The organism is Streptomyces sp. NPDC111744, assembly GCF_055634995.1.
Window position 1 is genome coordinate 68,861 of record NZ_JBVKCG010000019.1, and the last position, 16,153, is coordinate 85,013.

Genomic DNA, 16,153 nt, shown 5'->3' on the forward strand with positions numbered 1-16,153 from the left:
CGGTCCGCGGTCGACGGCCGCGATCAGGGGTGCAGTGTGAGGCACCGCAGGGCGGCCGGTCCTTGTGCGCTGCCCACGCGGGTTGTGAAGGCGACCCCGGCGATGTACTCGTCGGCGGCGCACTGGCCCTTGTAGGCGCCGTAGGCGAAGTCGTCGCCCGCGCTGTCGGCGGGGCGGTTGTCGGACCGGTCGAACCACAGGGTCCTTCCGCCCGCACCCAGCGCCGTGGTGGACGGCACGCACAGCACCGCCGACACCCGCTCCCCGCGACGGCTGTAGCCGATCACGAACTGGCCCGCCGGGCACTGGAGTTTGGTGTAGCCGGAGGCCCAGTCGACGCCCGCCGGAACATGCCGTTCGTCCGTGACCACCGTCTGTGCGTTGCCCGCGGTCCGTAGATCCCCGGTGGCCGCGTCGGTGCACAGGCCACGACCGCCGGAGTGGCCGAGGCCGATCAGCCGCAACCCGTCGGGGCAGACCGCCTTGTAGGCGCCGGAGTCCCAGTCACCGCCGGCGCGCACCCGAAGGGACTGCACGGCGTCGCCGTGATCCGTGGCCAGCATCCGCCAGGTCGTCCCCGGCGCGATGGGGCCGGTGCGGCTCGGGGCGTTCATGAGGTGGTCCCACGCGGTGGCCCGCCAGTCCCCGCCGTCGAGGAGGCCGTACCGGTGCCCGTCGGTGTCGTAACGCAGCAGCGCCCAGTCGTCGTGGCCCTCCCAGCCGACCAGCGGCCAGTAGGCGAAGTCGGTGTCGTGGTCGGCGAAGTAGTCGGTGATGTTGCCGAACCAGGCGCGGGCGGCCGTCCCCGTCTCGCCGGCGCCGATTCCGAACTCGCTGATCCACACGGGCGCGGTGTAGTGCTTGCCCTCGGTGGTGACGGAGAAGGCCTGGTCGGCGAGGACCTGGTACAGCTGGTCGCGGGTCAGGTCCTGGTAGCGGGGGTCGCTGGTCTCGCCGATGCCGGTGGCGCCGCTGTGCCGGGGGCCCGTATAACCGTAGAAGTGGGCGGAGTACACCAGCTTGTGGGCGTCCACGAGGGTGTGGGAGAGGGTGCGGACGGGGGTGAGGGTGGGGCGGTCGTGCGGGAGGCCGTCCACCGGCAGTCCGGTCCAGTTGATGCCCTCGATGACGATGAGCAGGTTCGGATCGGCCTCGGTGAGGATGCGGTCCGCGGCGAGCTGGGCGGCGGCGTACCAGTCGTGGTCGTCGCCCAGGCCCCAGTTGGGGTCGTCCAGAACGTCACGGCGTACCTCGTTGTAGAGATCGGCGCCCACGACCCGGGAGTTCGCCGCGTAACGGCGGGCCATGAAGACCCAGTCGTCCGCCCACTGCTGCGTCGACTGGCTGCTGTTCCACCGCTCGTTGCCGTCGACGCCACAGCACCAACGGGAGGTGTTGGTGTGGTTGTTGAGGATGACGGCGAAGCCCGCGCCGGTCAGGGCGGCCACGACGGCGTCGTAGACCTCCAGCGGGGTCCTTCCGCGCAACTGCGGATTCGCCGTGACCGCGGCGTCCGGTACCGGGGCCGTCGTATGGATCATCTCGTTCGAGAACGGCAGCCGGACGCTGTTGATGCCGAGCGCCTGGAAGTCCGACATCAGCTGGGGGAGGGTGGCGCGGTCCAGGCCGAGGGGGATGCCGTAGGAGTCCTGGCCGGCGTGGTGGTTGGCGGGGTCCGTGATGCTGCCGCTCCCGGTCCAGGATCCCTGGGCGCCGTCCCAGTTGGCGGCCCGCAGGCGGAAGCGGTTCCCGGCGGCGTCGACGATGTAACGGCCCCGGGTGGACAGCGGCGGCTGCCAGGTGCCCGTGGTGGATACGGCCGGTGCCGCGGCGGTGAGTCGGGACGCGGTGGCCGCCGGGGCGGCGGACCGCGGCGCGGCGGTCGCCGGGGCGGTGCCGGACAGGGCGAGCACCATCAGCGTCACTGTCAGGTACGTGACAAAGTTGATCGACTTCGTGATCGACATCAGCCGTCCTCGGAGTGGATGCCGCGTGGGGGCGCGGCACTTTATCAGGGCGCGCGTCAACGGAGAAGCGGCTCCTCGGCCCCGCAGGCCTCGGCCGTCCAGCCCTCGAGATCACGTTCGGGGCGCAGCAGTCGGCGGATGGCGGCGGCCGAGGCCCGGTGCCAGTCGTGGCTGCGGCGGAGCATCGCGTGGTCTCCACCCCTGAGCAGCACCATTCCGGCCTGCGCACCGGCCTCCCGGGCCTGCCGTATGTACGCGGCCGACTCGGTGGGTTCGGTGACCCGGTCGCGGTCGCCGTGCAGGACGACGATCCGCGTCCCGGTGAGATCGTCCACGGGGTCGCCGGGCGGGCACCAGGGCGCCAGCGCGACCACACCGCGCACCGAGGGATGTGCCGCCGCGCGCAGCGCCGCCCGACCACCCATCGAGTGGCCGACCAGCACCACGGACACGTCCCCGGCCCGGCCGCGCACCTCGTCGAGGGCGCGCAGGGTGTCCTGGAGCGGGTCGGCGGCGTCGTTCCAGCCGCGGTACCGGTAGCGCACCTGGCCGACCAGTACGTCACGGGGCGAGGAGACCGACGCGGCGGCGCTCAGGAAGGGGCGCATACGCAGCGCCGCCGACTGCCAGGGGCGCGCCGGCCGGCGCCCGATCTCCTGCCCGCCGTGCAGGACCAGCACCGCCGCGCGCGCCCGGTCCCGCGGTGCGCGACGCACCACCAGGGCGCTCCTGCCCGCCTCGACGACCCGTCCGTCGGCCACCGTGTCCACCTCTGCTTCCTCCGGCCTGGAGCATGCTGCCGCCATCAAACACCGGCGGGGGAAGCCACAGCCACCGAGAGGGGCTGAGCGGCCCGTGCCATCCACGTGAACACCCGTGCCATCCACGTGAACACCCGTGCGGTGAACATCAGTTAGGCTCCACGGGCGCACAGGGGATGCACAGCGGGGGTGGGGGACATGACCGAAGGTTCCGGCGAGCCCGAGAAGGACGGCAGACCGGTGGTCCAGGCGATCGCGGCGGTGGCCGTGTTCCTCGGCGTCGTGGGCGTGCTGTGGGCTCAGAAGGCGTTCGTCCACCAGCAGGACACGAGCAGTGGACCGGCGGCCTGCTCGAAGTCGACCGACCGGCTGCCGGCCCGCTATGTCTCGGGCGCACGGTTGTGCAGGTCGCTGAACCGCCCGGACCTTCCCGCCCTGCTGGGGACACCGCAGGAACAGGTCGAGACCGCCAGCGGCAGCGGGGACTGGATCACGCTCGCCGGAGGCACGAAGATCGCCGATCCCGATGCGACGGTGACCCTGAAGACGTACTCCGTGAAGCTGTCGGCGTCTTACGACGACCTGTCCGTCGCCGAGACGGGCGACCTGATGGGCGACGCGCGCGAGACGACCGTCCTGGGGCACCCTGCCGTGCTCTACTCCAGCCCCACCATCTCCATCGGCTTCGATCTCGGCGGCGGGAAGGCGAGCACGGGGCCCGGTGGTACGGCGCGCTGCCTGCTGGTCTCGAAGCACGCGAAGGACGACGGCAGGGGCACGTTCGAGGTCGCGATCTGGCGGCAGGACGACGTACCGCCCGACGACACGGCCCTCGTGCGTGTCGCGGAGCAGGTGTTGCAGGCGGTCCCGGGCTGGAACGGGAACTGACCGACCCGGGGCGAACAACGGTCCGCCCCGGGTCGGGTCGTCACGGTGTGACGGTCATCGTCAACGCGTCGCTGTCCGCGGCGAGCGACGGCAGCGCGGGTACGGCGCCGAGGAGGCCGGTGACCGCGCCGATGATGGACCCGAGCAGCCCGGTGACGGCGCCCAGTACCCCGCCGAGGTCGAGGGAGGTCAGCGAGCTGAGCAGTTTGCTGAGGGCGGCCTGGATTGCGCTTACCAGGTCCGAGACGGGATCGGCCGCGCGGGCCGAGCGGTCGGTGCCGGTGGCGTCCAGTTGCCTCAGCCGCTTCTGGAGGTCGTCGCCCCACTTCCGTACTTCCTTGGCGTAGGCGGCGGCCCGAGCGGGGTCGAGGGCAGTGCCGTCTGCCGTGGCCAGGTTGGGCAGCGTGCGCAGGAGAGGGATCAGGGCGGGGTCGTACCGCGTCGTGTCCATCGCTTCGATGCGGGCGAGCAGTGTGGCGACATCGGTACCGGGCCGCGGAGCCGTCTGTGCGACACCGGTTCCCGAGGCTTCTCGGCCGGCGTCGGCGGCGGCAGCGGTGGCGGCGGCCGGGCCGAAGACCAGGGCGGCACAGACCAGGGGGGAGATGAGGAGGCCGCGGGAGGTTAGGGCGCGCATGGGTTTCCTTTCGAGACTGCTGTCCTTGCGCCCACCGTGGGAAGCGACGCGGGGCGCCGCAACCGGTGGCCCCGGCCCACGATCTGCCCGCCGGATCGCCAAGGACCCCCTGACGAGGCGCTTTGCCCTGTTCCTGGGCTCCTTCCGGGTGTCGGTGCGGGGTTCGCCCGTCAGGGTGCGTACGGACGTCGTCGAGAGCCGTGCACGCGAAGAGCCCCGCTCCCGACGGATCGGGGGCGGGGCTCTTCGGACGGAGCGCCGGGCAGGCCTTGCACCTGCATTTCCCCGCAGGAAGCGGGGCGTCTTTCCTTGGACCACCAACGCATCGCGCGTAATCCGTAGTTGGAGTGCCGCGCGCGAGATCGACCTTAGCGTGGCCACAGGGCGGACACCAAATCGCGGGCCTCGCTACGCCTCCGGGACACGCGCCAAATCGTGCAGCCAGGCCTTCGCCGAGCTGTCCGACGGGGCGCGCCAGTCGCCGCGCGGCGAAAGGGAGCCGCCCGCCGAGACCTTCGGGCCGTTGGGCATGGCCGAGCGCTTGAACTGGGCGAAGCCGAAGAAGCGACGGCAGAAGTAGTCGAGCCAGTACCGGATCGCGGCCAGGTCGTATGCCTTGCGGTCGGCCTCGGGGAAGCCGGGCGGCCAGGCGCCCACCTCCCGGTCGTGCCAGGCGTGCCAGGCCAGGAAGGCGATCTTCGAGGGCCGGAACCCGTGCCGGAGCACCTGGTAGAGGGTGAAGTCGTGCAGCGAGTACGGGCCGATCTTGGACTCGGTGGACTGCAGTTCCTCGCCCGGCACCAGCTCGGGGCTGATCTCCGTGTCGAGGATCGCTGCAAGGGTCTTGGCGGTCTCCGCGTCGAACTGCCGGCTGCTGATGACCCAGCGGATCAGATGCTGGATCAGGGTCTTCGGCACACCCGAGTTGACGTTGTAGTGGCTCATCTGGTCGCCGACGCCGTAGGTGCACCAGCCGAGCGCCAGCTCCGAGAGGTCACCGGTGCCCAGCACGATGCCGCCGCGCTGGTTGGCGAGCCGGAAGAGGTAGTCGGTGCGCAGCCCGGCCTGCACGTTCTCGAAGGTGATGTCGTACACCGGCTCGTCGGCCGCGAACGGGTGGCCCAACTCCTTCAGCATGAGCCGCGCGGTCGGCGTGATGTCCAGCTCGGCCGCGGTCACGCCGAGCGCGCTCATCAGCTTGTGGGCGTTGCCCTTGGTGTGGTCGCTGGTGGCGAAGCCCGGCAGGGTGAAGGCCAGGATGTCGCTGCGCGGGCGGCCGGCGCGGTCCATCGCCCGGGCGGCGACGATCAGCGCGTGGGTGGAGTCGAGGCCGCCGGACACCCCGATGACCACCTTCGGGCCGCCGATGGCCGCCAGCCGCTGCTGGAGGGCCGCGACCTGGATGTTGTACGCCTCGTAGCAGTCCAGGGCGAGCCGGTCGGGGTCGGCGGGCACGAAGGGGAACCGTTCGACCCTGCGGCGCAGGCCCAGGTCGGCCGTCGGCGGGTCCAGCCGGAAGGGCACGGTCCGGAAGCCGCCGGTGCGTGCCGCGTGCGTACGCCGGTTGTCGTCGAACGAGCCCATCCGGGCCCGCTCCTGGCGCAGCAGGTCCAGATCCACGTCGGCCACCGCGTACTGGTCGTCCAGCGGGAACCGGTCCGTCTCGGCGAGCAGTGCGCCATTCTCGTAGATCATCGTCTGGCCGTCCCAGGACAGGTCCGTGGTGGACTCGCCGAGTCCGGCCGCCGCGTAGACGTACGCGGCGAGACAGCGCTGCGACGCCGAGCGGCACAGCAGCTTGCGGTCCTCCGCCCGGCCGACCGTGATCGGGCTGCCCGAGAGGTTGAGCAGCACGGTCGCGCCGGCCAGCGCCGCCTCCGCGCTGGGCGGCACCGGCACCCACATGTCCTCGCAGATCTCGGCGTGCACTACGAGACCGGGAACGTCCTCCGCGTCGAACAGCAGGTCGACCCCGAACGGCACGGACTCGCCGCCGATCCGGATGGTGCCGCCCCGTTCGTCGTCGCCCGAGGCGATCTGCCGGCGCTCGTAGAACTCCCGGTAGTTCGGCGGGTACGACTTGGGCGCGACACCGAGGATCCGGCCGCGGTGCACGAACACCGCGCAGTTGTAGATCCGGTTGCGATGGCGCAGCGGGGCGCCGACGACGAGGACCGGGAGCAGCCCGGCCGAACCGGCCGTCACCGTCGCGAGGGCCTCCTCGACCCGGTCGAGCACGGCGTCCTGGAGGAGCAGATCCTCGATGGAGTAACCGGTCAGGCCGAGCTCGGGGAAGACGGCCACGGCGACGCCGTCCTCGGCGCAGCGGCGGGCCTGGCGCAGGACCGCCTCGGCGTTGGCGCGCGGGTCGGCGATGACGGTGTGGCCGGTGCACGCGGCGACACGCACGAAGCCATGCTCATAGATCGACCAGAAGTTCAACGGGGCTTCCTCGGGAGAGACGGACACGGTGCGGATGCCGGGCGGAGAGCGTCGCCGTACACGGGCACCCTCCCCTTCGACGGTCCGGCGAACCTCCTGCTCCAAGAAGCATAGATCGGCGGTGATCCAAGCTGACCAGGGGATTCCGCGAGAGCCGCGCTGCGGTCGAACGGGGCGGGAGGGTCACAGGGGCGTGGTGTCCAGAAGACCGGCGGCCATCCGGCGGGCCGGGGCCTCGGTCTCGGCCGCGACCCGGTGGAACGTGCTCTCCGCCCGGCGGGCCGGCCAGCCAGAGGGCAGATGCCGGACGGGCAGCCGTGGGTCGGTGCGGATGATGCCCAGCCACTCGCTGACCAGGCGCAGCCGGGTGACGACCGGGTCGTCGCCGGGTCCGGCGCGCCAAGCCTCCCAGCGGGTGTGGAAGTCCTCGTAGCGGGCGGCGATCGACCCCAGGTCCCAGGTGTCGCGGATCATGACGTCGATGTCCGTCGCCTCGTCGGCCAGTGCGTGGAAGATCTTGACGTGCGCGGAGAGTCCGAGCTCGGCGACGACGGCGGAGACGTCCACCCGGCCGGGCGCGATCCACAGCCCGCTGTAGAGCGGCCCGAACCCCGACCAGCCGAGCTGCGAGCGCAGGTCGTGCCGCTGGCGCTGCCAGGACTCCGGCAGCGAGAAGCCGAGCAGGGTCCAGGAGCCGTCCCAGTCGTCGTTGACGGCGCCCGTCTGCCAGATGCGCCGCCGGCCGTCGTGCAGGATCTGCGTGGCGAGGGACGTCAGCCCGAAATACGTCTTGCGCCCCTGCCGCTGCCGTTGCAGCAGGTTTCTGTTGACCATGCGGGTGAGCGTGGACCGCACGGCCTGCTCGCCGACGCCCGCCCGGCCCAGGACCGTGATGATGCTGCCCGAGTAGACACCCAGCGGGCCCTGCTCCAGCACATGGTTGCCGAAGAAGGCGAGCAGCAGCGACTGCGGGCGGAGCTGCGGGGAGTCCAGGGGCTCTGGCACGGTCTCGGCGTTCACGTCCGCAAGATTACGGCCACCGGGCGGGCGTACGACGGGCTGTCTGATCGCGCTTCCGGTACTGGTCACGGGGGTGGGCCTGCGCGGCGCCGGACGGCGATGTCGCCCTCGGCACGAGTCGCCGCGCCCCACACCGAGCAGCCGGGCGAGGGGGATCGTACGGCGGAGGTCGTCGGCGTGCGAGCCCGACGAGGCTGTCCTCCCCCCTCGCACCTCGTCGCCCGTGTGACCCTCGCCGAACCCCGCTGACGGCTCCGGTCACCTGGCGTGGTGTGACCGCTTCTTCCGGGCCCGGTTCGACGCCGCCTTGGCCGCTGCGACCGCGTCGCTCACGTCAACGCCGCTGTCCTGCCCCTATGGGCGAGCCCCGCCCCGGCCGCGCGCAGGCGGGGCCGGGGTGGGGCCGGGGCGGGGCCGGGGTCCGGTCCGCTACGCGGCGGTGCCGCCTTGGTAGTCGCTGTTGAACGTGGTCTCGACGGTCGTGGCCACCGACTGCGCCACCCCCGTGCCCGTGAGGATGATGCCCAGCTCCCGGTTGTTGGACAGGGAGTTGCTGCTGATGTTCATGGAGCCGGCCTCCACCTCCTGGGTGGACAGGCCGTAGTCGCCGACCATGGCCTTGGCGTGGATGTAGAAGCCGTTGGGGTCGGAGTAGCCGACGACCGTGCCGCCGGCGGCCTTGACCGCGGAGACCTCGCTGGAGTAGCTGCTCGGTGTCTCCAGGACCACCCGCACCTTCACGCCCGCCTTGGCCCGGGCCACGATCGCGTTGACCACCGTGCTGTCACTGAACTCCAGTTCTTCGACGTCGAGGGTCTTGGTGGCGGCGTTGATCACGGACAGCAGCCGGCTGCGCGAGTCGGTGGGGGACCAGAGCAGGTGGTCGCCGTCGGTGGGGGTGACCGAGGTACCGGCGTAGTCGGCGGCGAACACTTTCTCGATCGCGGCGACATCGCGGGTGTCGTCGGTGAACACCCCGTAGTCCCGGCCGGTCGAGTAGTACTGCGAGGTCAGGTTGCCGGTCAGGACGAGCGACTTGGTGGCGTCCACCGTGATGGTCTTCTGGTGCGTGTAGACGAAGCTGGACGGCGACCACACCGCACCCACGCCCGCTTTGGTCAGGGCACTGTACGCGGAGCTGTTGGCGCTCTGGTGGGCCCGGTCCAGGACCACCCGCACGGTGACGCCCTTGTTCTTCAGCGCTATGAGGTCGTTGACGGCCGTGGTGTCCTCCAGCTCGTACATGGTCATGTCGAGTGAGCTGGTGGCCGAGTTGATGAAGTCGTAGATCGTGGGCTCGCTGCTGCTGAGCGAGAAGGCGAACGCGGTGTAGCTCGCGGCGTTCGCGGGGACCGCGGCGGCGACCACGGCCGCGGTGGCCGCCAGGGCGACTCCCGCGCGACCGAGAAGCTTCGACAGCATGCGTGACTCCTAGTCGAGTTGACGCTCACGTGGGGGGTGGGTGAGCGTGCGCATGACACCACGCGCGTAGACTGCCGAGGAAGGGGAGCTTGGTGAACTCGCCGTTACCTGTAGGCCGTAGGGGCGGCCAAAGCGGACTCCGGGCTGGTCGAGGCCGGTTCATGGGTGTCCCGCGAGAACGCAAAATCTTCGTAGCCGGGCCTGGCCGGGCAGAATGCCGCGCCCGGGGTCAGCGGTGACCGAGGGCCTGAGAGATCTCGCGGGCCGCGCCGACGACGAGCGGCGCGAGCACCCGCACGCGCCTGCCGCCCAGTTCGAAGGCCAGCGACGAGATGCTGATGCCGCCGATCGGGGTGTCGCGGTAGTTGTACACGGTCGCCCCGACGCACCTCGTGGCCGGCTCGTTCTCCTCGTTGTCGATCGCGTAGCGGCGGCGCGCCACCTCCTTCAGGTGGCGCAGTTCCTCCGGGGCGTCGATGGTCCGAGGGGGCACGGCCGTCGTGCCCGCCCGCGCCAGGATCCCCTGACCTCGTCCTCGGGGAGGACCGCCAGCAGGGCCTTACCGATGCCCGTGCAGTGCAGCGGGATCGCCTGACCCACCCGGGAGCGCATCTCGTAGCCGCGCAGCCCCTCCAGCTTGTAGACGTGGACGGCCCGCTCGCCGTCGCGCAGCGCCAGGTGCACCGTGTGGGTGGTGGCGTCCCGCAGCCGTCATCGTCGGCTTCCAGGCCTTCGACTACATCTTCACCCTCAGCGGCGGCGGCCCGGTCGGCGCCACCACCCTGATCGTCCAGTACATCTACCAGCACGGCTTCAGGTACCCGATCGAGTACGGCATGGCCAGCGCGGTAGCGGTGATCCTCTTCTGTGTGGTGTTCGCCGTGACCTTCCTGAACTACCTGGCCGGCCGGCGGAGTGAGGCCCTGTGAGCATCCAGGCACCCCTCGGGGCACGCACCGCCGTCGGCAGGTCCGGGCCGGTCTGGACCTCGGCGACCGGCCGTACCCCGGGCACGGCGTCCGTCGTCCGCACCGTCCTGCTCACCGTCGGCGCGCTCGCCGTCCTCGCCCCTGTGGCATGGGCCGCGCTCTCCTCCTTCAAGACCCGGGAGGAACTCGCCGCCGCGCCGCCCACCCTGTGGCCGCACCGTCCGACCCTCGCCAACTACACCACCGGTCTGCGCGCCTTCGACTTCGCGCAGTACCTGACGAACAGCGTGATCGTGACGGCGGCAGCCACCGCGCTGACCCTGGCGATCAACTCCATGGCCGCCTACGCCCTGGCCAAGTACAACTTCCGGGGCCGCAACCTGCTCTTCCTCGCCACCCTGTCGACCATCATGATCCCGCTCCAGGTGATCCTGCTGCCCGTCTACCAGGTGGTCTCCTCCCTCGGGATGACGAACTCCCTGCTCGGCCTGATCATCCCGTCGGCGGCGACCCCGACCGGTGTGTTCCTGCTCCGCCAGTACATGCTGACCCTGCCCGACGAGCTGATAGAGGCGGCCCGCGTCGACGGCGCGGGCGAGTTCAGGATCTTCCTGCGGATCATCCTGCCGCTGAGCCGCCCCGCGCTGGCCGTGCTCGCCATCTTCTCCGTCATCTGGCGCTGGAACGACTTCCTGTGGCCGCTGATCGTCGCCCAGGACGAGTCGAAGCAGACCCTGCCGGTGGCCATCGCCCGCTTCGCGAGCCAGCAGGCCATCCCGTTCAACCAGATCCTCGCCGTGTCAGTGGTGTCGATCGTGCCGGTCGTGATCGTCTACCTGCTGCTTCAACGCCACATCATCTCCGGAATCTCCCAGGGAGCGGTCAAGTGACGTCATCTCAGCCCACCGGCCGCACGGTGCACTCGCCGGACCGTCGCGGCTTCGTGCGCGACTGGCTGGTCAGCCCCGCCTGGAGCAGTACCTGCGACGACCTGGCGCGGGTGCTGTCCGCCACCGGCAGCCCGTGGGGCGACGACGGCCGCTGGGTGCTCACCAACGGACCCGACGTCGCACCGCTCAAGCGCCGCCTGCACGCTCTGCACCCCCTGCTCACCGAACAGCCGCTGCCCGACCTCGCCGAGGGCACGGCGTTCACCTGGACCCGCACGGCGGGTGATCCGCCCTCCTCGGCGCACTGGCGGCGCGAGCACACCGGCGAGGACGGCCTGCTCGACTGGAGCCGGTTCTGCTTCACCCCCGAATACCGGCACGCGCTCGCCGGCACCGTGCTGGAAGTGGACCAGGCCGAGTACCGCGAGCTCGAAGTCGGCTGCACCGGCCCCTTCGTGCTCTTCGTCGACGGCGAACCGGTGCTCTCCGGTGACGACTTCGGATACATGGAGCCGGTTCGGCACCGCGTCCGCGTCCGGCTGCGCTCCGGCTCGACGACGGTGCACCTCGCCACCGGGCAGGTCGCGTTCCGTGAGGTCCGCCATGTGGCGAGCCTGCGCGTCGACGGCCTCCCGGTACGCGTGGTCCTGCCTTCTCCGGGAGCCGACGAGTACCGCTCCCGCACCGCCGAGCAGCTGCTGGAGTCGCTCGCGGTGGGCCCGTGGGCCTGTGCCGACGGCCGCACCTGCATCTCCGGTCCGGCCGGCGGACGCCTGCTGGTGTCGGTGGACGGCCGCCCCGCCGAACCGGTCGTCCTGCCGGACAAAGGAACCGCACCGGTGGCACTGGCCCGACGCGCCCCGGAGACCGAGAACGCCGCGTCGATGCTGGACACCGGCGAGAACGTGCTGCGCATCACCGCCGACGACGCCCTGGCCCCGGTGTTCCGGGTGGCGCGGGTCGCCACCCTCCCCCCGCAGCGCCGTGCGGAGCCGGCCGGCGATCCCGCCGCATGGCGTGCCGAACTGCTGCAGCACGTCGGCCGGGCCGCCCCCGGCGCGGCCCGGGCCCTCGCCCGGCACGTCCTCGACCCGGAGGTTCCACTCGACCAGGCCGACCTGGACGGGCCGCTGGCGATGCGCGCCGACCGCGCCGACTGCGCGGACTTCGAAGCCGTCAGCCTCGTCCACCTCTGGCACCGCATCCCCGGCACCGACTGGCAGCCGGGACAGCGGGAAGCGGTGCGCCGCGCGCTGACCGGGTTCAAGTACTGGATCGACCAGCCCGGCCTGGACGCGATGTAACTGCTGCTCGACCTCGGCGCTGGCCGGCGCGTGGCGCCGGCCAGCGCCATCCCGCAGGTGCGGACGGCGGGGCACCCCGCGCTCACGGAGGGGGGCTCCACGCCCGCGGAGGAGGACCCCGCGCCCATGGGGGGCGACTCCCATGGCCGGTGAGAACCTGACCCCCAGCCGGTTCGCCGACCCGCCCCGTCGCCGCCGCCCGGCACGACTCGGCACCGGTGCACTGCTCATCTGGTCCGCGCCGCCGATGCGGGGGAGACCTCCCCGCAGCGGGCGCCCTCAGGGGGACCACGATCCGGACTGCCCCCGCAAGCTGTTCCCGGTGCCCTCGGAACCGGTCGTCCAGGACGGTGCTGGGCCGGCCGTCGCCATCGTGGACGGGCAGCGGTACGCCGTTGCGGCACCCGCCGTCGAGGTCGTTCAAGCCGGTCAGGGCGGGCGACGCCCTGGCCGCCGGACACCTCGCCGCCCGGCGCTTCGGCCGCCGCCCGGACCCTGCGCCGGGGTCACCTGCCGACCGCGGCCGTCCTGCGGGCGCACAGCGACCACACGGCGGCCCCGGACCGCCGTGCGCTGGAGACCCTGGCCGGCGACGGGAGGTCGCCCCTGCGCTGACACCCGCCCCGCGCCCCCCCGCCCGGAGCAGGGCGGGCGGCGGGGCCGGTCAGTAATGGAGAAGCGCTAGTGTTCCACCCCGGCTAGCGTGGCGGCCGTCGACGGAGGCCCCGCGCAGCGGATGGAGACGGGTTTGAGCATGGCCAGAATGACCGAGACGCAGGCGTCCGCGCCGCACGTGGCGGACAGCCACGACCTGATCCGTGTGCACGGAGCGCGCGAGAACAACCTCAAGAACGTCAGCATCGAGATCCCGAAGCGCCGGCTGACCGTCTTCACCGGAGTCTCCGGCTCGGGCAAGAGCTCGCTGGTGTTCGACACCATCGCCGCCGAGTCGCAGCGGCTGATCAACGAGACCTACCCCGCCTTCGTCCAGGGCTTCATGCCCAATCTGGCCCGCCCCGAGGTCGACGTCCTCGACGGACTGACCACCGCGATCATCGTCGACCAGCAGCGGATGGGCGGCGATCCCCGCTCCACCGTCGGCACCGCCACCGACGCCAACGCGCTGCTGCGTATCCTGTTCAGCCGCCTGGGCAAGCCGCACATCGGCTCGCCCAAGGCGTTCTCCTTCAACATCGCCTCCATCAGCGGCGCGGGCGCCGTCACCGTGGAACGCGCCGGACAGCAGGTCAAGGAGCGCCGCAGCTTCAGCATCACCGGCGGCATGTGCCCGCGCTGCGAGGGCCGCGGCGCCGTCACCGACCTCGATCTCGGCCAGCTCTACGACGACACCAAGTCACTCAACGAGGGCGCGATCACCGTCCCCGGCTACAAGGGCGGCGGCTGGAACTCCCGCCTCTACGCCGAGTCCGGCTTCTTCGACCCGGACAAGCCGATCAGCAAGTTCACCAAGAAGGAGCTGTACGACTTCCTGCACCGCGAGCCGACCCGGATGAAGATCGCGGGCATCAACATGACCTACGAGGGTCTGATCCCGCGCATCCAGAAGTCGATGCTCTCCAAGGACAAGGAGTCGATGCAGCCGCACATCCGCGAGTTCGTGGAGCGGGCGGTCACCTTCGCCACCTGTCCCGACTGCGACGGCACCCGCCTCAACGAGGGCGCCCGCTCCTCGAAGATCGGCGGGACAAGCATCGCCGACGCCTGCGCGATGCAGATCAGCGACCTGGCCGCATGGGTCAAGGGCCTCGACGAGCCGTCGGTGGCACCGCTCCTCAAGAGCCTCCACGACACCCTGGAGTCGTTCGTGGAGATCGGCCTCGGTTATCTCTCGCTGGACCGGCCGGCGGGCACCCTGTCCGGCGGCGAGGCACAGCGCACCAAGATGATCCGCCACCTCGGCTCCTCGCTCACCGACGCCACCTACGTCTTCGACGAGCCCACCACCGGCCTGCACCCGCACGACATCCAGCGCATGAACGGCCTGCTGCTACGGCTGCGCGACAAGGGAAACACCGTCCTCGTCGTCGAGCACAAGCCGGAGGTCATCGCGATCGCCGACCATGTCGTCGACCTCGGCCCCGGTGCCGGCGCGGGCGGCGGCACCGTCTGCTTCGAGGGCACCGTCGAAGGCCTGCGCAAGGCGGGCACCATCACCGGCCGCCACATCGACGACCGGGCCACCCTCAAGGAGAGCGTCCGCAAGCCCACCGGGGCGCTGGAGATACGGGGCGCGAGCACCCACAACCTCCAGGGCGTCGACGTCGACATCCCGCTCGGGGTCCTGACCGTCGTCACCGGCGTCGCCGGCTCCGGCAAGAGCTCCCTGGTACACGGCTCGATCCCGGCCGGCGCCGGGGTCGTCTCCGTCGACCAGGGCGCCATTCGCGGCTCCCGGCGCAGCAACCCGGCGACGTACACCGGGCTCCTCGAACCCATCCGCAAGGCCTTCGCCAAGGAGAACGGCGTCAAGCCGGCCCTGTTCAGCCCCAACTCCGAGGGCGCCTGCCCCACCTGTAACGGCGCCGGCGTCGTCTACACCGACCTGGCGATGATGGCCGGGGTCGCCACCACCTGCGAGGACTGCGACGGGAAGCGGTTCGAGACCTCGGTGCTCGACTACGAACTCCACGGCCGCGACATCAGCGAGGTGCTGGGCCTGTCGGTGAACGAGGCCGTGGAGTTCTTCGCGGCGGACGCGGCGAACGTCCCGGCCGCCCAGCGGATCGCGCAGCGGCTCCAGGACGTCGGTCTCGGCTACCTCACCGTCGGCCAGCCGCTCACCACCCTGTCCGGCGGCGAGCGCCAGCGCCTCAAGCTGGCCACGCACATGGCCGACAAGGGCGGCGTCTACGTCCTCGACGAGCCGACCGCGGGCCTGCACCTCGCCGACGTCGAGCAACTCCTCGGCCTGCTCGACCGGTTGGTCGACTCCGGCAAGTCCGTCATCGTCGTCGAGCACCACCAGGCGGTCATGGCCCACGCCGACTGGATCATCGACCTCGGCCCCGGCGCAGGTCACGACGGCGGCCGGATCGTCTTCGAGGGCACCCCGGCCGACCTCGTCGCCGCCCGTACGACCCTCACCGCCGAGCACCTCGCCGAGTACGTCGGCGGCTGACCGCGCCCAGCCCGCCGCGACGCGCAGGAACTCCGCCACCAGCGGACCCTGCGCACCGCCGAGAAGTTTGAATATTCAAACGTAAGTCGTTACGGTACGCGCATGACCACGACGCCACGCCGGCTGAACGCCGAGGAACGACGGGCGTGGCTCGCCTACGTCCAGTTCTCCACGCACCTGTCCGACCACCTGAACCGCCAGTTGCGGCGCGATGCGGGCGTGACCCATGCCGACTACACCCTGCTCGCCCACCTGGCCTCGGTCAGGGATCACAGCCTGACCATGTCCGAGCTCGCCGAACGCCTGAAGATCACCCGAAGCCGACTCACCCACGCGGTGACCCGCCTCCAGGAGACCGGCTACGTCGACCGCCAGGAGGATCCCGCCAGCCGCCGCAATCAGCTCGCCGTCCTCACCGAGGAGGGCATGGGCCTCCTGGAGCGCGCGGCCCCCGGCCACGTGGAGGCGGTCCGCCGAGCCGTCTTCGACGCCCTGACCCCGGAGCAGGTGACCCAGTTCGCCGCGATCGGCGAGGCGATCAACGCCGCGCTCCAGAGCATGGACGCCGACAGCGACGAACAGGAGGCGCTGCCCTGGCGCCGACGCTAGGAGCCGGCGTCCGACGGGCTGAGGAGTCCGTGGGGTTCAACGCCCCCCATGCATGAGCCCCGGGGACGGGGTGGGGGAGGGAAGGGGCTTGTGGTCTCGGAGGGGGGGTGAGGGGTGAGGGGGGGTTTTTTTCTGTAGGGGAAAG

The 16,153-nt window shown here is 71.3% G+C and carries 11 protein-coding genes and 1 pseudogene; 5 read left to right on the top strand and 7 right to left on the bottom strand.

The genetic code is table 11. The features are described 5' to 3' along the window. Positions 1–23: 23 nt before the first annotated feature. Both ACZ7OO_RS32850 and ACZ7OO_RS32855 read right to left on the bottom strand, forming a co-directional pair. A complete protein-coding gene (locus ACZ7OO_RS32850) occupies positions 24–1,967 on the bottom strand; it encodes a glycoside hydrolase family 5 protein (RefSeq protein ID WP_471510403.1) in 1,944 nt (647 codons plus the stop codon). Positions 1,968–2,023: 56 nt separating this feature from the next. Continuing rightward, on the bottom strand, positions 2,024–2,737 hold the full coding sequence (locus tag ACZ7OO_RS32855) for an alpha/beta fold hydrolase (RefSeq protein ID WP_471510404.1): 714 nt from the start codon (positions 2,735–2,737) through the stop codon (positions 2,024–2,026). A gap of 189 nt (positions 2,738–2,926) precedes the next feature. Between ACZ7OO_RS32855 and ACZ7OO_RS32860 the strand changes: the two genes are divergently transcribed. Then, positions 2,927–3,616, top strand: a complete 690-nt coding sequence (locus ACZ7OO_RS32860) for a DUF6215 domain-containing protein (protein ID WP_471510406.1) — start codon at positions 2,927–2,929, stop codon at positions 3,614–3,616. A 40-nt stretch (positions 3,617–3,656) separates the two neighbouring features. On the opposite strand, the gene ACZ7OO_RS32865 is transcribed toward ACZ7OO_RS32860, so the two are convergent. From ACZ7OO_RS32865 to ACZ7OO_RS32885, 5 genes and pseudogenes are all read right to left on the bottom strand, one after another. Beyond that, positions 3,657–4,253: a hypothetical protein gene (locus ACZ7OO_RS32865; RefSeq protein ID WP_471510408.1), complete on the bottom strand. Its 597-nt coding sequence runs from the start codon at positions 4,251–4,253 to the stop codon at positions 3,657–3,659. 408 nt (positions 4,254–4,661) lie between these two features. Next, on the bottom strand, positions 4,662–6,695 hold the full coding sequence (locus ACZ7OO_RS32870; protein WP_471510550.1) for an NAD(+) synthase: 2,034 nt from the start codon (positions 6,693–6,695) through the stop codon (positions 4,662–4,664). 183 nt (positions 6,696–6,878) lie between these two features. Then, the gene (locus ACZ7OO_RS32875) at positions 6,879–7,715 is read right to left on the bottom strand and encodes a PaaX family transcriptional regulator (protein WP_471510410.1); all 837 of its coding nucleotides are present in this window, start codon (positions 7,713–7,715) and stop codon (positions 6,879–6,881) included. A 429-nt stretch (positions 7,716–8,144) separates the two neighbouring features. Next, entirely contained in the window at positions 8,145–9,137 is a 993-nt protein-coding gene (locus ACZ7OO_RS32880) for a phospholipase D-like domain-containing protein (RefSeq protein WP_471510412.1), read from the bottom strand. Positions 9,138–9,366: 229 nt separating this feature from the next. Further along, positions 9,367–9,821 (bottom strand): annotated as a pseudogene (locus ACZ7OO_RS32885) (IclR family transcriptional regulator). 241 nt (positions 9,822–10,062) lie between these two features. Between ACZ7OO_RS32885 and ACZ7OO_RS32890 the strand changes: the two are divergent. The 4 genes from ACZ7OO_RS32890 to ACZ7OO_RS32905 all read left to right on the top strand — a co-directional run bounded on the left by ACZ7OO_RS32890 (position 10,063) and on the right by ACZ7OO_RS32905 (position 16,008). Beyond that, a complete protein-coding gene (locus ACZ7OO_RS32890) occupies positions 10,063–10,956 on the top strand; it encodes a carbohydrate ABC transporter permease (RefSeq protein ID WP_471510414.1) in 894 nt (297 codons plus the stop codon). Continuing rightward, a complete protein-coding gene (locus tag ACZ7OO_RS32895; RefSeq protein WP_471510415.1) occupies positions 10,953–12,260 on the top strand; it encodes a hypothetical protein in 1,308 nt (435 codons plus the stop codon). The genes ACZ7OO_RS32890 and ACZ7OO_RS32895 overlap by 4 nt, the downstream gene beginning before the upstream one ends. Positions 12,261–13,023: 763 nt before the next feature. After that, on the top strand, positions 13,024–15,399 hold the full coding sequence (locus tag ACZ7OO_RS32900; protein WP_471510417.1) for an ATP-binding cassette domain-containing protein: 2,376 nt from the start codon (positions 13,024–13,026) through the stop codon (positions 15,397–15,399). Between the two features lie 102 nt (positions 15,400–15,501). Continuing rightward, positions 15,502–16,008: a MarR family winged helix-turn-helix transcriptional regulator gene (locus ACZ7OO_RS32905; RefSeq protein WP_471510418.1), complete on the top strand. Its 507-nt coding sequence runs from the start codon at positions 15,502–15,504 to the stop codon at positions 16,006–16,008. The last annotated feature ends 145 nt before the right edge of the window (positions 16,009–16,153 follow it).

Bases quoted from the DNA above. Each gene is read 5' to 3' on its own strand.
- ACZ7OO_RS32905 (WP_471510418.1), top strand. From the start codon at position 15,502: ATGACCACGACGCCACGCCGGCTGAACGCCGAGGAACGACGGGCGTGG.
- ACZ7OO_RS32865 (WP_471510408.1), bottom strand. From the start codon at position 4,253: ATGCGCGCCCTAACCTCCCGCGGCCTCCTCATCTCCCCCCTGGTCTGT.
- ACZ7OO_RS32850 (WP_471510403.1), bottom strand. From the start codon at position 1,967: ATGTCGATCACGAAGTCGATCAACTTTGTCACGTACCTGACAGTGACG.
- ACZ7OO_RS32860 (WP_471510406.1), top strand. From the start codon at position 2,927: ATGACCGAAGGTTCCGGCGAGCCCGAGAAGGACGGCAGACCGGTGGTC.
- ACZ7OO_RS32900 (WP_471510417.1), top strand. From the start codon at position 13,024: ATGACCGAGACGCAGGCGTCCGCGCCGCACGTGGCGGACAGCCACGAC.
- ACZ7OO_RS32880 (WP_471510412.1), bottom strand. From the start codon at position 9,137: ATGCTGTCGAAGCTTCTCGGTCGCGCGGGAGTCGCCCTGGCGGCCACC.